Below are 17,260 nucleotides of genomic sequence, written 5' to 3'. Positions count from 1 at the left end.
GTACCCTCAGCGTTCACGGTCACGGTGTGTGTCCTTGGAGGCTCGGTGTCATCATCGGACGGCATCCGCATCCGTGTGCTGGGCGAGGTCGCCATCGAGGGCGCGTCCGGCGAGGTCGGACGGCCCGGACGGCGGCTGCGGACGCTGCTGGCGCTGCTCGCGTCGGCGTGCCGGGGCACGGTGGCGGTGCCCGCGCTGATCGACGAGATCTGGGGCGAGGACCTCCCGCAACGGGCCGAGGGTGCGCTGCAGGTGCTCGTCAGCCGGCTGCGTCGGGAAGCTCCCGACGAGGGCACGCGGCTGTCGATCCCGCCGATCGGCGAGACCTACCGGCTCGACCTGCCCCGCGAGGCCGTCGACCTCCACCGCTTCCACGACGACGCCGCCGCCGCCCTGGCCGCCGACGCCACCCGCGAGACGGTGCTCGAGAAGGGCGCCGCCGCCCTCGCCACCTGGCGCGGCGAGCCGTTCGCCGGGACGCCCGTCGGTCCGCGGCTCGACGTCGAGCGCTACCGGGCCCTCGACCGCCGGCTGCGGCTGCTCGAACGCATGGGCGCCGCGCTGCTCGATCTCGACCGCCCGGCCGAGGCGGTCGAGCTCGTCTCCACCGACCTCGCCGCCGACCGCTCCCGCGAGCACCTGGCCGTCATCGCCGCCTCGGGGCTGCAGCGTCAGGGGCACACGAGCGAGGCCCTCGAGGTCCTCGCCGCCACCCGCCGGACGCTGCGCGAGGAGTACGACGTCGCCGCCGGCGCCGAGGTCGAGGACCTCGCCCTGCGGCTGCAGGCCCCCGCTCCCAGCCGTCCCCGCGCGACGTTGCTCGGCCGCGAGGACGAGCTCGCCACCGTCCGCGGCCTGCTCGAGGCCCCCGCGAACGGCGCGGTCCTGCTGGTCACCGGCGAGGCGGGCATCGGCAAGACCGCCCTGATGCGCGCGGCCCTCGACGAGGCCCGCGCGTCCGGCGCGTTCGTCGGCGGCGGCACCTGCGACGCCGACGCCCCGCCGTGGACGGCGTGGGCCGAGGCGCTCGCCGAGCTCGGCGTCGACCCTGTCCACCCCGGCGAGCCCGCCCCCGGCCGTGTCCTGCGCGAGCGGCTGGCCGGCCGGTCGTGCCCGGTGCTGCTGACGATCGACGACGCCCACCTCGCCGACTCGGCGACCCTCGCCGCCCTGCGCGGCCTCGCCCGCCTCGGCCTGCCGGCGGGCGTCGTGGTGCTCGTCGCGGCCCGGGTGCCCGACGCCCACGCCCACCCCGCCTGGAGCGGGACCCACGCCGAGCTCTCGCTGCTCGACGGCGTCCGCGACCTGCGCCTGCCCGAGCTCGCCCGCGCCACCGTGCGGGGCCTCGTCGTCCGGGACCTCTCCGGTCTCGCCCCCGACGGCGCGGAGCGGGTGGTGTCGGCGCTGTGGGAGCGCACCCACGGGCACGCCCTGCACGTCGCGTCGCTCATCGAGACGCTGGTCGGTCTCGACGAGCCGGACGGGGAGAAGGCGTGCGACGAGCTCGCCACCGTCATCCCCGGACGCCTGCGGCCCCTGCTCGACCACCAGCTCGCCGGTCTCGAGCCGCCCGCCCGGGAGGCACTCGAGGCGCTGGCGGTGCTCGCGCCGCTCTCCCTGCCCGAGCTGGGGGTCGTGCTGGAGGCCTCGCCGCGCTCGCTGTCGTCGCACCTGCGTGTCGCCACCGACCGGGGGCTGCTCGCCGGGACGTCCGACGGGTTCCGTTTCCGGCACGCCCTGACCCGCGACGCCGTGCTCGACGCCGTCCCGCCCGCGGCCGCGCAGGCGCTGCACCACGCCCGGTACGAGATCCTGGTCCGCGAGGGCGGCGCCGAGCCGTTCACGCTGCTGCGCCACGCCGTCGGGTCCGGGCCGCTGCTGCCGACGTGGGAGCTGGGTGACGCCCGGCTCGCGGCGGGCACGACCGCGTACCGCCAGGGCGCGCTCGACGAAGCCCTCGCTCAGCTGGACGCGGTGCTGGAGACGTCGCGGCCGAGCAGCGTCGCCCTGCACCGCGGGCTCGTGCTCGAGGCGCTCGGGCGGCACGACGACGCGGACGACCTCCTCGACGGGGTCGTCGAGCAGGCGGCGCAGCAGGGCGAGTCCGCGGCGGACACACGCGAGGTCGACGACGCCGTCGTCGCCGCCGTCGGTCACGACGCCATGGGGATCAGCGTCGCCGGGCGCCCCCGACGCGCCCGGCGACTCCGGCGCGCTCGGGCACTGCCGCTCTCCGACCGGCAGCGCGCCGAGGTGCTGCGCAGTCTCATCCTGGAGGAAGAGCAGCTCCACGGCGAGGTGGGAGACCCCACCGCCCTGCCCGAGCTGCTCGCGCTGGCCGCCCAGGGCTTCGGCGACCGCCGCCTGCTCGCCGGCGTCCGCGTCCTCGAGGCCAACCACCTCGTCGACGCGCCCGTGCCCGCCACCCAACGGCTCGCCGTCTGCGACCAGGCCGCCCGGCTCGCCGCCGAGACCGGCGATCACGCCGTCTGGTTCGAGGCCGAGGAGCTGCGCATCGCGGCGCTGCTCGCCGCCGGGCGCCAGGACGAGGCCCTCGCCGCGCGTCGTGACCTCGAGCCGCTGGCCGTCGACCGCCACCGTCCCCGGACGATGTGGATGGTCTCGCTGCTCGACGCGGGCCTCACCCTCGCCCGCGGCGACACCGCCGAGGCCGACGAGGCCGCGCTCGCGGCCATGACCCGCGGGCAGGAGCTCGGGCTTCCCGACGCCGTCGGCGCCTACGGCGTGCACCTGCTCGTCCGCCACCTGCTCGGCGGCACCCTGCCCTCGCTGCAGGGCCTGCCCGCCGGCGCGGCCACCCTCTACCCGCTGGTCGCCGCGTGGTCGGCCGCCGCCGCGGTGGACGCCGCCGTCGCCGGGGACCTCGAGACCGCGGCCGGCCACCTCGCCGACTGGCACCGCAAGCGCGAGGGGCGCGAGGGCGCGCTGTTCGACCGTCCCGGGCTCTGTCTCGCCGCCTGCGCGGCCTTCGCGCTCGGCGACGAGCCGACCGCCGAGGTGGTCCGGCGCGACCTGCCCCCCGATCCGGGTGCGGTGGTGGTGGTCGGCATCGGCTCGGCGACCTTCGGCCCCGTCACGCTCTACCAGGGCCTCGCCGCCGCCGTGCTCGGCGAGCGCGCCGAGGCCCGCAAGCTGCTCGCCCAGGCCGCGGCCCTCGCCGACGGTCTCGGCTGGGCGCCCTGGGCCGACGCGGCCCGCACGTTCGCGCGCGTCGTCCGCAGCGGCGGACGTCCCGCCGGGGCCTCCACGACCACGCCCGACGCCCGGCCCCTCGGGCTGCTCCCGCCGTCCTGACGCACCCCCCTCGTCAGGACGACGGGAGCAACCACCCGAGGCCCCGGACCCTCCGCTCCGACGGCTGACCTCATCGGTCCGCGAGACGATGGCCATCCGCTCGGCCATCCGCTCGCTCCCCCCTGCCGCCGGACCCGGGGTCCGTGACGCAGAGCAGACCTGGTCCCGCTTTCACGCACCTTTCGCACTGCGCCGCCCGTGACAGCGCGAGCTAGTCCGTACGGCCCAATGAACGAGCGTGTCGCGGCGTTTCCGAGTCGGTCTTCCTCCATCCGCGCTACCTGGCCGGGCCCTTCGTTCGAGGGACAAGGAGTAGTGATCGTTACGCAGATCGTCGCAGTCCGGAGCGTTACACAGTGGTTGTGCGATCTAGACCACACAGAGCTGAATGGGTGAACGCCCGTCATGTCCTACAGCGTGTCGCGACGACACGCCGTGAAAGCCGGATACGTGGTGTGTAACGACTCGGTGGAGACCACGCGATAGCGGGACATCGACACCGGGCGCGGAGTTCAACCCAGAGCGACCCCCGGGGCGACAGTCGGACGAGTGGATGTTCACCACTCGTGACCACCGGGGGGACCTCGAAGTGAGCAGCGGCGTAGACCTAACGGAATCGATCGAGAACTTCGTGCCCGCGCCCCGCGCGGCCGAGGTGCTCTCACCGAGCGTCACGGCTCCCGCCTCCTCGCGTCGCTGGCAGCGCCGCCTCGTCAAGGTCGTCGTCGCGACCGACCTGGTCGTCATCGCCACGGTCGCCACGATCGCCGGCATCATCGGCGACTGGGGCTTCGGGCCCGCTCTCCGGCTCAACATCGTCGCCGCGGTGCTCGTCCTCGCCGGCCTCGTGGCCTTCCGCGCCTGGGACCGCGGGGTGCTCGGCCAGGGCGCCGAGGAGTTCAACCGGGTCCTGCGCGGCACGGTCGTCGCCAGCGTCCTGCTGGCCCTCGCCGGGATGGCGCTGAAGGCCGAGGCGGTCCGCCCCTGGATCTTCGGGGTCATCCCCGCCACGGCCGCCGCCCTGCTGCTCGGCCGCTACGCCGTCCGCCGCGTCCTGCACCGCGCCCGCCAGGACGCCCGCTGCATGTCCTCGGTGCTCGTGGTCGGGTCCGAGAACGCGATCGGCGACCTCGTCGCCCGCACCCGCCGCGTCCCGCACCACGGCTGGACCGTCACCGCCGCCTGCACCTCCACCGGCACCGCCGGCGAGGGCCGCACCGACATCGCCGGCGTTCCGGTGGTCGGCGACCTCGACGACGTCGCCCGCCACGTCCGCGAGCTCGGCATCGACGTCGTCGCGGTCGCCCCCACCCCCGGCTGGACGCCGAAGCGCCTCCACAGCCTCGCGTGGGACCTCGAGGGCGCCGGCGTCGAGCTGGTGGTCGACCCGGGGCTCATGGAGGTCACCGGCCCCCGCCTGCACGTCGCGCCGGTCGACGGCCTGCCGCTGCTGCGCCTCACCGAGCCCCGCTGGGGCGGCCCGGCCCGCATCGCCAAGAACATGGTCGACCGCCTCGCCGCCGCCGCGATGGTCCTGGTGTTCTCCCCGCTCTTCCTCGTCCTCGCCGTGCTCATCCGCCAGGACGGCGGCCCGGTGTTCTACCGCCAGGAGCGCGTCGGTCGCGGCGGCCGGACCTTCCGGATGATCAAGTTCCGCTCGATGGTGGTCAACGCCGACCAGCAGGTCGCCCAGCTCGCCGCCGCCAACGAGGGCTCCGGCCCGCTGTTCAAGATGAAGCGCGACCCGCGCATCACCCGCATCGGCGGCGTCCTGCGGCGGCTCTCGCTCGACGAGCTCCCGCAGCTGTTCAACGTCATCGGCGGCTCGATGTCCCTGGTCGGCCCCCGCCCCGCCCTGCAGCGCGAGGTCGCGACCTACACCGAGGACGCTCTGCGCAAGCTCGTCGTCCGCCCCGGGCTCACTGGTCTCTGGCAGGTCAGCGGCCGCTCAGACCTCACCTGGGAGGAGTCGGTCCGGCTGGACCTGCGCTACGTCGAGAACTGGTCGCCGGCGCTGGATGCCTCGATCCTCTGGAAGACTGTCGGCGCCATCGTTGGAGGCAGGGGGGCATACTAGCAATGGACGAGGCAGGGCCCGAGGAGTCGGGGCCAGCTGCGACAGATCGTTTGCGTCTGCTCCGCGTGATTCCTGAAGTTCGGACCTCAAATTTCGAAGTCGACGGCACTCCTCGCGCATACGCCGAGACGATCTCCTACATCCACCGGAAGTCAGACTTCGACGCGGCAGCACTGCCTTCAAACGTGATTCAGCTTTCTCATCTTGGGATAGTTCGGAAAATTCTCAGTGAGCACTGGGATATAGTCGAGCTGCCAGAGCCGCTGTGGTTGCGCGCGCTTCCCCTTTCGGTAGTCGCAGGTGTCGCGGCTCGGTTGAAAGTTGGCCGTCAATCACGGCCCTGGGTAACGACGTACACAATTGAAAACAGCCCTTTCGAGGCACTTGCCTCTGGCGTGCTCCAGCGGGTGAAGCCGCTCGCGAGGGCCGCAATCCGCTGCATCTCACGAACGTTCTACGATCAATTGATCTACGGGAGCGATGCATCGCGGCTGGTGTACGCGAAGAACGGGTTCGGGCCGGACGGCGGAGTCGAGGCAGTCTTCCCGAAGATGCAAAAGCCGTGCGACGGTTGTGCCCTAGCCGAGAAGGAGAAGCGCATCCTCTTCCTCGGTGTTCTCGAGAATCGCAAAGGTGTGCTTTCATTGCTACGCGCATGGGCGACTACGGGGCTTGGCGAAGAAGGGTGGCGTCTCGCGATTGCGGGCTCCGGGCCGTTGAAAACTGCAGTAGAAGCGAGCGCTCGCGACCATGAGTCAATCGAGTACATGGGGATGCTCGATCGAGCCAGCACTCATCGAGAGCTGGGGCGAGCCGCCGTCGTCTGCTTACCATCGCGTCGCGATGGTCGCTGGAGAGAACAGATCGGCCTACCTGTCGTCGAAGGCCTCTCGCACGGATGCACGATTCTTGCCACCTCGGATTCCGGGCTCGCGCCATGGCTGAAGCAGCATGGGCACCAAGTTGTTCCCCACGACAGCACTGTGGAGCAACTAGCGAACAGCCTTATCTCGGTCTGCAAGACGAGGCGAGTACCCGCGCAAGTCTTGGAAGACTTGCCACGGGAGGACGGCGTAATACGTGCCAGAAGATACATGGCCCGTACGGCCGTTGAGGGGCGCTGCTAGTGGTCGAACGTAGCCTGCTCCTAGTGAACCCGTTGCCCAATGCCCTACGTCACTACGAGAAGGAAATTGCCGACGTCTTGGCCGGTATTTGCCAAGTTGATCACCTAGGTGGTCGAGGGATCGAAACGTTGTCAGGTGCCAGTACAGGAGGACGCCTTCTTCGCGTCGCCCGCGAAATTGCGGGCCGCGGCCGCGTGGCGAAAAAGTACAATGGTATTGTCGTGCTTTGGCCCAGCTTCGGCCTGCTCGAGCCCCTCATGTGGCAGCTAGCAGCAAGCTCTTGTCCCATCTATTTGATAATTCACGACCCAAGGCCGCTTCGTCGACAGATCGGGATGGGTGCGTGGAGTAGTCGCGCTGGCCGTCTAGCTTCCGTGCGTGGGAATATACATATTGTCACTCACACGGAGCTTGCGAAGTATGAGTTGGAATCTCTTGGATGGCGAGGCATCTATACTGCTCCGCATCCCGTTCTCGGAGCGTACGCCTCCTCAAGGCAGACAATTAACCGTCGCACAGTTCTCGTTTGCGGCCAGTACAAGAGCGCACGGAACATTGAGATTCTCGAACAGATAGCGCCACTTCTCCAGGAAGCCGGTATGGAGTGTAAGGTTAAGGGAAAGGGATGGCCTTCTATTTCCGGGTGGGAGGTGACAGACGCGTTCCTATCGGAGAGAGAACTGGACGAAGAGATCGCGTCAGCATCGGTCGTAGTCTTGCCGTACTCGTTCTATTACCAAAGCGGGATCGCTGTCCGCGCACTTGAGCACTCGGTTCCAGTCGTGGGGGAGGTGCACGAGTTTCTGGGGCAACTATTCGGTGTCAATTGGCAAGGTTTGGTGCCGAGTGGCTCATCGAGCGACGATTGGGCATCGTCGATTCTGGCAGTATGCGATGATACTTCGTCGGTGGAAGTCGACGCATCGGCGGAACTCTACCGTGAGACCGTTGCCTCCGCCTGGCGAGACTTGCTCACCGATCATTAGAAGTTGTGGCGGCTCCCTCTGATGACTGCCCGCCGTGAGATCACACGGAATCGATCCACGTTACGCTTCTGCAATGCAGCGGAAGCGAAACTGCTCGAGAACGCACGAACTAGTCATGAAGAGTCGCTATAGAACTGGGTCCCATTTCAAAGAGATCAGAGCATTAACAATGCGCTCGACGTAGGACCTCGCGCTGTACCGCTCTTCCCAGTTCTGCTGCAGTTGAATACTGCGATTCCTGCCTCGATCCGCAACGTCGAGGAGCTGAGGGAGCAGAGGATCGTCCGACGCGATCTCATCGATGTCGTCCATGTACTCAGAAATTCCACTGGACCAGGTTGCTGCAACAGGTACACCCGCCTGCAAGCTGGCTACCAAGACCATGTGCCCCGCGGCCCGGCTTCGGTCATGTAGGGGAAGGAATGTGACATCGCTGCAGGCTAGTTCGCGGACGAATTCGTCTCTTGAGATGTACGGTAGGCTAACGATCCGACCACTTCCCCGAGCCTCTGACTCCGGCCCAGAGCCATCCGCCAAGACGACCTCGACGGCAACATCGCCCGTGAGCGCCTCTTGTCGGAGGCGTTCTATAAGCCCACTGTCACGGTCCGACGTACCACCAACGAAAATCCTTAACACTTCGCTTGCATTGTTCCCGTGACGCTTGTCGATACGGAACGTTGAGCCCCAACGAACGGCGGTCGCACGGCCGCCGCTGTTGCGCCAGTTCTGCGCCTCGGTTTCCGAAGTGCAGACCATCGGCCGATCCTTTAACGCTGCCCGCAGCAAGGACCAAGACCTAGTGCCAGGACTGGCATACATCCCGACCGTTGCGATCTCTGCGACCCCCGCTACACGGCAGGCGACTGCGGTCCACGGGTTCAGGGCAAGCACAGGTCGCGCGCGTTGCCCGATAGCAATCTTGGCAGCAAGAGCCGCTGCGTCCGCGCCAAGCCCGGGGATTCGGTATCCAAATCGACGGCCTGACGGGCTGGCCCGCTTGTTCTGAACAATACGGACCCCGGGGAGCGCGGAACACCATGCGTTCTGAACCTCCGACGACATCTCGCCGAGGCTCGCTACGACCAACTGCTTAGCCACCTGACTGCGACCTCTCGTTGCCTCGCGGTGTCGGTGAACTCGAGGTCTGGTGCCGCGCCCCTCTGGGAACCGGCGAAGGAGTAGATCGTTCGCTGTGAAGCTGGGCGGTAGTCGCATCTTCGACTTGGCCGCTAGTAGTAGATGGAGGGCCGTCAACGTCCTGACCGTACTTCCCGCCATAAGAATGGTACGGATCTTGAGAAGTCTTCGGGGTCATGGACAAGACGCCGCCCAGGATCCGGCCGCCGACCTTACGGAGAGAAGCCGCAGCAGCACTGAGTTGTGCTGATGTAGTCTTTCCGTAACGGCACACCACGATCGCACCATCAGCGTTTAGAGACAGTACAGAGGCGTCTGTGACAGGCAGGACTGGCGGAGCATCCACCAGAACATAATCGTACCTGTCGCGGGCCTGCTCTAGTAAAGCTGCCATTCGAGACGAGCCGAGAAGTTCGCTAGGGTTCGGCGGCTTCTTGCCACTCGTGAGGACATCGATATTGCTTCCAGCGGGGCGCTGCAACGCCCGATCGTAGGTGACGCGTCCAGAAAGTACCGTACTTAGGCCAACTGCTGCCTCTAGCGCAAACGCTTTCGCAATCTCCGGCCGGCGCAGGTCAGCATCTATAATGAGAACTTTCGACCCGCCCTCCGCCAGCGCTCGGGCGATGTTCGTTGCAGTAGTGGTTTTCCCCTCGCCCTCGACGGCGCTTGTAAACAGAATCACCTTACGATCTTGGTCGAAGTCAACAAAGGTGATGTTCGTCCGGATGTGCCGGTAGGACTCCAACTGTTCGACGGACAGGCTTCGTCCGTCGATGGAGCCTGAAGTCTTCCGAACAGACCCAAGGAAGGGTGCCTCAAGCTTGTCTTCGAACCGCTCTACGGAGTGCACCGTGTTGTCGAAGTACTCTCGACCAATCGCGATCGTCAGTCCGAGGAGGAGGCCCGTAAGCGCCCCCAGTAAGATATTGGTCGACCACGATGGAAAAACGGCCACCGGGTTTGGCACGGCTCCCTCGACGACTCGAGCGAGGAGGAGCGGCGCTTGATTCGCGCTTTGAGGACGTTCGAGCTCCTCCACGAGACGGCTGACGCTCGCGGCCACGCCATTTGCGATCGCGGCTGACTGATCGCTCGAGTTCGTGGTCACATCGATTATTAGCAACACGGACTCGGTGGGAACGGTGACCTGAATCGAACTCGCTAGAGCACTGGCGGCTTCGGGCGGAAGACCAGCGGACGCGGCTGCTTCCCGCAGAACCCTCGCACTGGTCGCTAGGTCCTCGTAGGTACTGATCTTCTGTTCGGAGAGCAGACTGCCCTGATAGGCGACCGTCGCGTTGTCGACGGGTGTCTGTGTCGACAAGTAGATGGTTGCCGATGACGTGTAGCGCGGCGGGGTGACGATGGTCGCCACCGAGAACGCGGCGATGACGATCAAGAAGACTGCGACGACCGTTCGCCAGTTCTTCCTGACTGCTTGAAGGTAGTCTTTGAAGGTCATTGAACTATCGCCCGTCCGTGGTAATGGAACGCCCTGGCTCGTCTGCTTCTCGCCCTGAGGTCGGACCGCTAAGGTTCAGAACTCCAACGCACATCGCTGCGGCGAGCCAGGTGATGGGCTTATATGCGGCGTTGGAGAACAGACTGCAGAGTAAGGTCACGATGAGGACTTGGCCCTCGCATCTTCGTCGTGCACGTAGCGCAAGCAACGCCAGGATCGAAATTAGCGGTATAGCGAGCAGCTTCCCGTCCGCCCACCAACCAAGTATCCAATTGCTCGCTACATTATTTCGTGCGACACCGTGGTAGTCGACGAAGCCCGACAGGCCGACCCTGCCGCTCGCAGACAATCCTGCCCCGTACCAGGGCGCGTCTTCGGCAAGCTTGTAGAGTGAATCTTGTTGCTGGAGCCTGGCGTTGGCCGACACGTCACGTTCGTTCGAAAAAGCACCCGCGAAACGCTCAAAGACAGTGTCTTGCAGAGCCGGGTTCGTGAACAGAACTATAGCACCGATAGAGAGTGCACCAATGAGAGTGGGCCCAGCAATCTTACGATAATCGCTCCACCTCCCCACGAGGAGCCGTTCAGCGATAAGGAGTGCGAGCAGAACGGCGATAGCCACCCAAGCAGCGCGAGCGGACGCAAGGAGGACGGCGATTGAGTTAAGTGCAACTAGTGGAATTCGACTTACGGGCCTCTTGACGTAAAGGGCGAGGACGATCCCTACTGCGCCGTACATACCCAGCCAATCGGGTTCGGAGTAGAGGCCACTCGGCCTATTCTCACCAAAGAACAGGGGATGGGCGATAATGCCGAGATACTGGAGAAGTCCGATGCCGCTCGATATCGAAATTGCCGCGAGCAGTCCGGAGCGGAATCTCTCTAAGTCGTCGGACTTCGCCCACAGAGCAATCGCGGCTGCGGTGAGCGCCAAGGCGATTAGTTGCAGTCCGATGAGGGGGCTATTTACCAGCGGACCGATTAGTGCCGTAACAGCGAGCAGAAGGGCGGAAACCAAGAGAATCGTAGGGGCGGTCGCTCGTCCTGGAGGTTCGCGTTCGACAAGAACCACAACGACTAGCCACCCGGCAGCCACCGGAACAAAGGCGTGAAGTTCGAGCACTTGGATTGCCTCGAGACCTCCCGATGCACCAACGGCGACAGCCAGGATAGAGCGCCGATGGTTCGAGGTGACCAGAAGCACTAGCACTAGACCAAAGCTGGCGAGAACGAGCAGTGCTGGTGCGACGAAGGGAACCAGGTCCAAGTTGTTGGCAGTCACTGTGCGGACCGGCTATCAGTATTCCGACACTGCTTCGAGGCTGGACGAGCGGACACGCTCGACGGTTCTGGGAAGAGCTCCCTTATTTCTCGACCGGCACGTGGTAGCGAGATTAGTTGCCACGTGGTGACAAGAATTTCCGATGCAGCAACGATCCAAAGCGCTGTCACGGCGCTTCCCTGAAGGAGGCACACACCTACAAGTGCACAGATGCCGCAGGCTGCACCAATGAGAGTGCTATTCGCGGTCACAGCAGTCATTCTTGCTTGGACGAGCAGTAGGCTGGAGGTGGCTCGACTGACAACTACGGCAAGAATGACGAAGCCAGACGCAAGCGAGGCGGTGGTGGACAACGCAAGGGTGTCGCGAAAGAGAAGCACTTCGAACAATGGTGTTGCGAGGACGAGTCCGATGATGGACGTGAGGGAGATTGCCACGTGCACAGCAAGAGCAGTCTTGAACCGGCGCAAGATATTTGTGCCGTCAACTGCACGCGGCACCCAGCCCTGGAATAGCTGAGTGATGGGCATCAGAGCGAGCAAGGCATACTTCTGGATCCGATCTGCACCGGCAAAGGTCGCAGATTCCGCTAGCGGAAGTAGGGTTGCGACGATGGGCAAGGGGGCCGACACGTACATTGCCGAGTAGACCCGTGTAGCCAGTGCGTGCTTGTTTTCGCGTAGGTGCGCCAGGGTTGCCTTGAGGGAATCGTATCGTTGGTTCGTCGAAGTAGTGGGCCTTACGACGCTGTACGAGACGGCGGCGGCACCGAGTCCGCCGACGAAGACAGCGAGTGAGAAGTAGATGAGCGGTAGGCCGACTAGTAAGAGGAAGATTCCAACCAACACCAGCAGAATCTTGGGCGCAGCGTCGAAGAGGAGGAGCTTAGCTGGTTGGCTAGCACCCACAAAGAACCAGTTGGCAGACAGTCCGATCATGCTTGCCGCGAATGCAGATGTAATTGCTGCGCCGGTGTATCCAGGAGCTGCAACGAGCGTGCTCAGAGCGATAAGCGGTGCTGCGCCGACCATAAGCCACAGGCGCACGAGGAGTGACTGGCGGTAAATTGCGGAGCGCTCGTCGGCTGATCCACGCGCGACTCGTGGTGGCCCTATGAGAGACCAACCGCCATCGATCGCAACTGCGAAGGCGGTGCCGATCGACTGGCCGACTGCTACGGAGGTCCAGCCTTCCGCGCCGAAGTGGGAGCTGATCACCGGAATGGCGAAAAGCGGCGCGACAGAAGCGACGACCGGAGCGAGCGTAAAGCCAGACAGCTTCTTAAGCGCTTGACTCAAGCGCATTCTCAGAGTCCTTGCTGGCGGCGACGTACGGCATTTCGGTTCGAGGCCTAGTCCGCGCGGCCCAAAGCGCGCTTACAACAACCCTTGCGAATCTAGCCTTCGAGGTCGCCACGCGTGCCTGGGTGAGAACCAGTTCAACCAATCCGCGGGCCCAGTAGAGACGTTCGACGAGGGAATAGATCTCGCGGTTTCGCGCCATCCACGCACGGTTCCGAACGTCATAGAATAGTCGAAGACCGAGGTCTTTGCCGGGAGCCGGAGCGGCGGCATAGTGCACGACAGTGCTGGCCGGAACTAGGATACCGCCGCCATGCTGGCATACTCGCGTTGTGTACTCAGTGTCGTCATGCCAGATAAAGTAGTCGGCGATCGGCAGTGCAGTCTGAGCAGAAACTGAGAGGTCGATGAGGGGTGCAACGAAGCTTGATGCGCGAATCGCTAGGTGTCCCTTCGCAGCTGCGTCCGCGAGCGCGGCGTAGTCCCTAGAAGGAACGCAGCGATTGCGTGGTCCGAGGTTCTGGTGAGCATCGAGGACGAGTGAAGTTGCGAGGACAGGTCGTCTGCTTGCCGGGTATGCATCAAGTCCATCACGCAGCTTCTCGAGCGCTTGATGGTCGGGAACCACGTCGTCGTCCATCAGCCACACGTAGTCACATCCGGCCTGCAATGCCCGATTCACGCCTTCAGAGAAGCCCCCAGCGCCTCCGCGGTTGTATGGCTGCAATTCGAGTGCAACTCTTGGAAAGTCTCGCTGAACTTCTTCAACGGTTCCATCCGTTGACCCATTGTCGATGACAAGAATTAGGTCTAGCGGGCGCGATTGAGCGGTCAAGGAAGTGAGACACTCGATAAGTGTCTGGCGTCTGTTGAAGGACACGATGATTGCCGCGACGCAACCTAGGGAATCCATCTTGCCGTCAGACATTGGTACCTTCCAACTGGATTCGCGTCGCAACATCCATTACGTAAAGTCCGTATCCAGACTTTCCTTGCTGTTTGCCGAGTTCGTATGCCTGTTCGGGTGCTATCCACCGGTGGACGAGAGCGATTTCTTCAAGGCACGCAAATCGCACGCCTTGCCGGTGTTCGAGGACCTGGACGTACTGGCTCGCCTCGATGAGTGACTCGTGGGTGCCGGTGTCGAGCCAGGCGAAGCCGCGGCCGAGGTCGATGAGGCGGGCGTCGCCGCGCTCAACGTACGCTCGGTTGACGTCGGTGATCTCGAGCTCGCCGCGGGCTGACGGGTTCAAGCGACGCGCGATGTCGAGGACGTCGTTGTCGTAGAAGTACAGACCGGTAATGGCCCGATTGCTGCGCGGGTTCGCGGGCTTTTCCTCGATGGAGATGAGGCGCCCTGTCTCGTCAGCCTCTCCCACCCCGTAGCGCTCTGGATCGCGGACCGGGTACCCGAATAGCACGCAGCCCTTCTCTTGGTCGAGTCGATGAGCCTCGTCGGTGAGCATCGTGGAGAACTGCTGGCCGTGGAAGATGTTGTCGCCGAGCACCAGCGCGGCGGTGTCGTCGCCCACGTGGTCCGCGCCGATGATGAACGCCTCGGCTAGCCCGTTCGGGGCGGCCTGCTCGGCGTAGGAGAACTCGACCCCCAGCTCCGAGCCGTCCCCGAGCAGCCGCTGGAACGCCGGAAGATCGTTGGGGGTCGAGATGATGAGGATCTCGCGGACCCCGGTCAGCATCAGCACTGAGATCGGGTAGTAGATCATCGGCTTGTCGTAGACCGGCAGCAGCTGCTTGGACACCGCACGGGTCACGGGATGCAGACGCGTCCCAGACCCGCCGGCGAGCACGATCCCCTTCATCGGCACCCCCCGAGGACGTAGGCCGACACTAACGAGGGACCCGAGCGCCCTCGAAGGGGGCCCAGTTGGCGTCGGCGCCCTCGACCACGGGCGACCGTCCGATGAGGGGCTTCCACCACGCCTCGTTGGCGCGGTACCAGTCCACGGTGGCGGCGATCCCGTCGGTCCACTCGACCCGTGGCGCCCAGCCCAGCTCGGCGCGCAGCTTGGAGCTGTCGAGCAGGTAGCGACGGTCATGGCTCGGCCGATCCGGCACGATCGTCTTGTACTCCGGGCCCAGACCCAGGGCACCGAGCACGGTGTCCGCGATGCCCTCGATGTCGACCTCGACGCCAGACCCGACGTTGTAGGTCTCACCGACCGTGCCGTGGTGGATGACGGCGTCGATGGCGCGGGCGTGGTCGTCGACGTGCAGCCACTCGCGGCGGTTCTTCGTCGAGGCGTATAGCGGTAGCCGCTCACCGGCCAGGGCTCGCGTGGTGAACAGCGGGATGACCTTCTCGGGGAACTGGAACGGCCCGTAGTTGTTGCTGCAGTTCGTGATCGTCACCGGGACGTCGTAGGTCAGCCCGTAGGCGCGCACGACGTGGTCACCGCCGGCCTTGGCCGCGTTGTACGGGGTGCGGGGCAGGTAGGGCGAGTCCTCGGTGAAGGCGTCGTCGACGTCGAGGGGGAGGTCGCCGTAGACCTCGCAGGTCGAGATGTGGTGGAAGCGTGAGACGCCCACGCGGCGGACCGCCTCCAACAGGCCCTGGGTGCCCATCACGTTGGTGGCGAAGAAGTCGCCGGGGCGCAGGATCGCCAGGCTGTTGTGCGACTCCGCCGCGAAGTTGACGACGATGTCGACCGAGCGGGAGCGCAGCAGGTGCTCGACCAGCTCGGTGTTCGCGATGGAGCCGTGGACGAACTCGACGCCGTCGAGACCTTCCACGTTCTCCCGCACCCCCGCGTAGGTGAGGGCGTCGAGGCCGACGACCCGGTCGCCGGGGTGGGCCGCACGCCAGTGACGGACGAAGTTGGAGCCGATGAAGCCGGCGGCGCCGGTCACGAGCACGGTGGACACGGAGTCTCCCCCCAGATTGCTGTCCGGGGTCGATGGCAGCACTCAGCGGTGAATGCTCTGCTCCCTCCTCAGCGACCCCGAGCCGAGGAGGGAACCGTGAGTTACTGCAGCTGTCAACGGGAGGCAGGGACCAGACGGCGCACCCGCTGCGCCGAACGGATGGCTCGCGACGACGAGCGGGAGTGGATCCCAGCGAGGTCGTCGAGCACCTGCAGGTAGTCGGCGCACACCTGCTCCCAGGTGTAGCGCTGGCGGATGATCTCCTGCCCGGCGGCGCTGAGGCGGTGCCGGAAGAGGTCGTCGTTCATCACCCGAACGAGGAGGGCGGCGAGCTCGTCGGCGTCCTTGCCGTAGGTCGGGCACGCCTCGCGGACGACCTCGCGGTTGAACACGGTGTCGAAGGCGACGGTCGGGCTGCCGGCGCCGAGCGCCTGGAGCAGAGCCGGGTTCGTGCCGCCGACCGAGTGGCCGTGCACGTAGACGCCACAGTGCTGCCAGAGCTGCTGCAGCAGGTCCTGGTCGGACACGTGGCCGAGCCAGAGCACGTTGTCCGTGCGCTGCATCTCGCGCAGCCGGGTCTCGATCGGCGCGTCGCCGACCGCGGAGCCGACGACGACAGTGCGATAGCGCCCGCCGAGCTTCTGGACGGCGTCGAGCAGCAGCTCGACGTTGTTCTCCGGCACGAGGCGGGCGACGACGAGGATGTAGCGACCGGGCTCCAGCCCCTGCTCGCGGACCTTGGTGTCCGGAATCGGGCCGAGGACGTCACCGCCGTAGGGGATGACCGTCGAGTCGGAGTCGAAGTGCTCCTGCCAGTAGTCGGCGATGCCGCGGGCGTCGGAGATGAGGCGGTCGGCGTACTTCGAGGTGACGACCGCGCCCTGACGGAAGACCTTCTTCCCGAGCGAGCTCCACTTGTCGCGCTCCCACTCGAGGCCGTCGACGTTCACGGCGGTGGGGACGCCGGCCGAGCGGAGCAGCGGGAGCCAGTAGCCGTTCGCGCAGTTGAGTACGAGGGCCGCGTCATAGCGCTCGCGAGCAGCGTGGGTGCACGCGGTCAGGCCATAGCTGAGGGTGGACGCGCACTTGGTGTCCTTGCCGCGGGTGTTGACCACGCGGACGCCGTCCGGCGTGACGAAGGGCTCGGGCCGGGAGTCGTCGCGCCCGTAGACTGTGACGTCCACGCCGCGCTCGGCGAGGTAGGGGGCGAAGCGGCGGACGAAGGTCTCGAAGCCGCCGTAGGTGCTGGGGTAACCGCGGCTGCCGATGATCGCGTAGCGGCGGCGCGGAGCGTCACCGCGCGTGGCGTCGTCGCTGCCCACGGGACGGAGGCGGGGGCGGGGCAGGGTGATGTCTGCGAACTCGCTGATGAGCTTGTTGGTGTCTCCGAGACCGCGCTCGTCCAGCGTCATGATGATCCCCCCGTGTCACCGCGGACCGTGATCGATCCGACTTGTGCTGCTAGTCGACGGCGGCACGTGAATCGCTACAGCTCTCAATTAACCCCCCGTGGTTGGAAGAGCGTGTTTCACGGCGAGTCGTCGCGACATGCCGTCGAACCGTGACGGTGGTTCACTCGTTCAGCTCAATGTGATGCATCTCGCTGTAACACCGCCGCGGCCGCTCCGTGACCTAGCGCGGTCGCTCTCGGGCCATCGAGGGTCGCTGGGTCAGGTGACAGGCA

10 protein-coding genes are annotated in these 17,260 nt (G+C 65.7%); 3 read left to right on the top strand and 7 right to left on the bottom strand.

Going from position 1 to position 17,260, the window contains the following annotated elements; all coding sequences use genetic code 11:
• Positions 1-45 precede the first annotated feature (45 nt).
• From WCD41_RS16060 to WCD41_RS16050, 3 genes are all read left to right on the top strand, one after another.
• On the top strand, positions 46-3,315 hold the full coding sequence (locus WCD41_RS16060) for an ATP-binding protein (protein ID WP_337714467.1): 3,270 nt from the start codon (positions 46-48) through the stop codon (positions 3,313-3,315).
• 631 nt (positions 3,316-3,946) lie between these two features.
• Positions 3,947-5,392 (top strand): sugar transferase, encoded by a 1,446-nt coding sequence (locus WCD41_RS16055; protein WP_337714466.1) that lies wholly within the window; start codon positions 3,947-3,949, stop codon positions 5,390-5,392.
• Between the two features lie 2 nt (positions 5,393-5,394).
• Positions 5,395-6,519, top strand: a complete 1,125-nt coding sequence (locus tag WCD41_RS16050) for a glycosyltransferase family 4 protein (protein WP_337714465.1) — start codon at positions 5,395-5,397, stop codon at positions 6,517-6,519.
• Positions 6,520-8,598: 2,079 nt separating this feature from the next.
• Here the strand turns inward: WCD41_RS16050 and WCD41_RS16045 are convergent.
• The 7 genes from WCD41_RS16045 to WCD41_RS16020 form a co-directional block, all read right to left on the bottom strand.
• Positions 8,599-10,110: a tyrosine-protein kinase domain-containing protein gene (locus tag WCD41_RS16045; RefSeq protein WP_337714464.1), complete on the bottom strand. Its 1,512-nt coding sequence runs from the start codon at positions 10,108-10,110 to the stop codon at positions 8,599-8,601.
• Positions 10,111-10,114: 4 nt separating this feature from the next.
• Complete coding sequence (locus tag WCD41_RS16040) at positions 10,115-11,392, bottom strand: O-antigen ligase family protein (RefSeq protein ID WP_337714463.1); 1,278 nt, start codon at positions 11,390-11,392, stop codon at positions 10,115-10,117.
• A complete protein-coding gene (locus WCD41_RS16035) occupies positions 11,389-12,696 on the bottom strand; it encodes an MATE family efflux transporter (RefSeq protein WP_337714462.1) in 1,308 nt (435 codons plus the stop codon). The genes WCD41_RS16040 and WCD41_RS16035 overlap by 4 nt, the downstream gene beginning before the upstream one ends.
• On the bottom strand, positions 12,674-13,606 hold the full coding sequence (locus tag WCD41_RS31145; protein ID WP_373695146.1) for a glycosyltransferase family 2 protein: 933 nt from the start codon (positions 13,604-13,606) through the stop codon (positions 12,674-12,676). The genes WCD41_RS16035 and WCD41_RS31145 overlap by 23 nt, the downstream gene beginning before the upstream one ends.
• A 7-nt stretch (positions 13,607-13,613) precedes the next feature.
• Positions 13,614-14,513 carry a glucose-1-phosphate thymidylyltransferase RfbA gene (gene rfbA, locus WCD41_RS16030; protein ID WP_337714461.1) on the bottom strand — a complete coding sequence of 300 codons (900 nt, stop codon included), beginning with the start codon at positions 14,511-14,513 and terminating at the stop codon, positions 13,614-13,616.
• A 28-nt stretch (positions 14,514-14,541) separates the two neighbouring features.
• Positions 14,542-15,576 (bottom strand): dTDP-glucose 4,6-dehydratase, encoded by a 1,035-nt coding sequence (gene rfbB / locus WCD41_RS16025; RefSeq protein ID WP_337714460.1) that lies wholly within the window; start codon positions 15,574-15,576, stop codon positions 14,542-14,544.
• Positions 15,577-15,689: 113 nt separating this feature from the next.
• Complete coding sequence (locus WCD41_RS16020) at positions 15,690-16,988, bottom strand: DUF1972 domain-containing protein (RefSeq protein ID WP_337714459.1); 1,299 nt, start codon at positions 16,986-16,988, stop codon at positions 15,690-15,692.
• Positions 16,989-17,260 lie beyond the last annotated feature (272 nt).

Origin of the sequence: Actinomycetospora aeridis, from assembly GCF_037400275.1 — a bacterium.
Taxonomy (GTDB): Bacteria; Actinomycetota; Actinomycetes; order Mycobacteriales; family Pseudonocardiaceae; genus Actinomycetospora; species Actinomycetospora aeridis.
Note: the sequence above shows the minus strand (reverse complement) of the source record. Positions and strands in the feature narration are given on the sequence as shown.

What these genes read in the sequence shown, in the direction of transcription:
- rfbA (WP_337714461.1), bottom strand. Translation starts at nt 14,513, where the DNA reads ATGAAGGGGATCGTGCTCGCCGGCGGGTCTGGGACGCGTCTGCATCCC.
- WCD41_RS16050 (WP_337714465.1), top strand. Translation starts at nt 5,395, where the DNA reads ATGGACGAGGCAGGGCCCGAGGAGTCGGGGCCAGCTGCGACAGATCGT.
- WCD41_RS31145 (WP_373695146.1), bottom strand. Translation starts at nt 13,606, where the DNA reads ATGGATTCCCTAGGTTGCGTCGCGGCAATCATCGTGTCCTTCAACAGA.
- WCD41_RS16035 (WP_337714462.1), bottom strand. Translation starts at nt 12,696, where the DNA reads ATGCGCTTGAGTCAAGCGCTTAAGAAGCTGTCTGGCTTTACGCTCGCT.
- WCD41_RS16045 (WP_337714464.1), bottom strand. Translation starts at nt 10,110, where the DNA reads ATGACCTTCAAAGACTACCTTCAAGCAGTCAGGAAGAACTGGCGAACG.
- WCD41_RS16020 (WP_337714459.1), bottom strand. Translation starts at nt 16,988, where the DNA reads ATGACGCTGGACGAGCGCGGTCTCGGAGACACCAACAAGCTCATCAGC.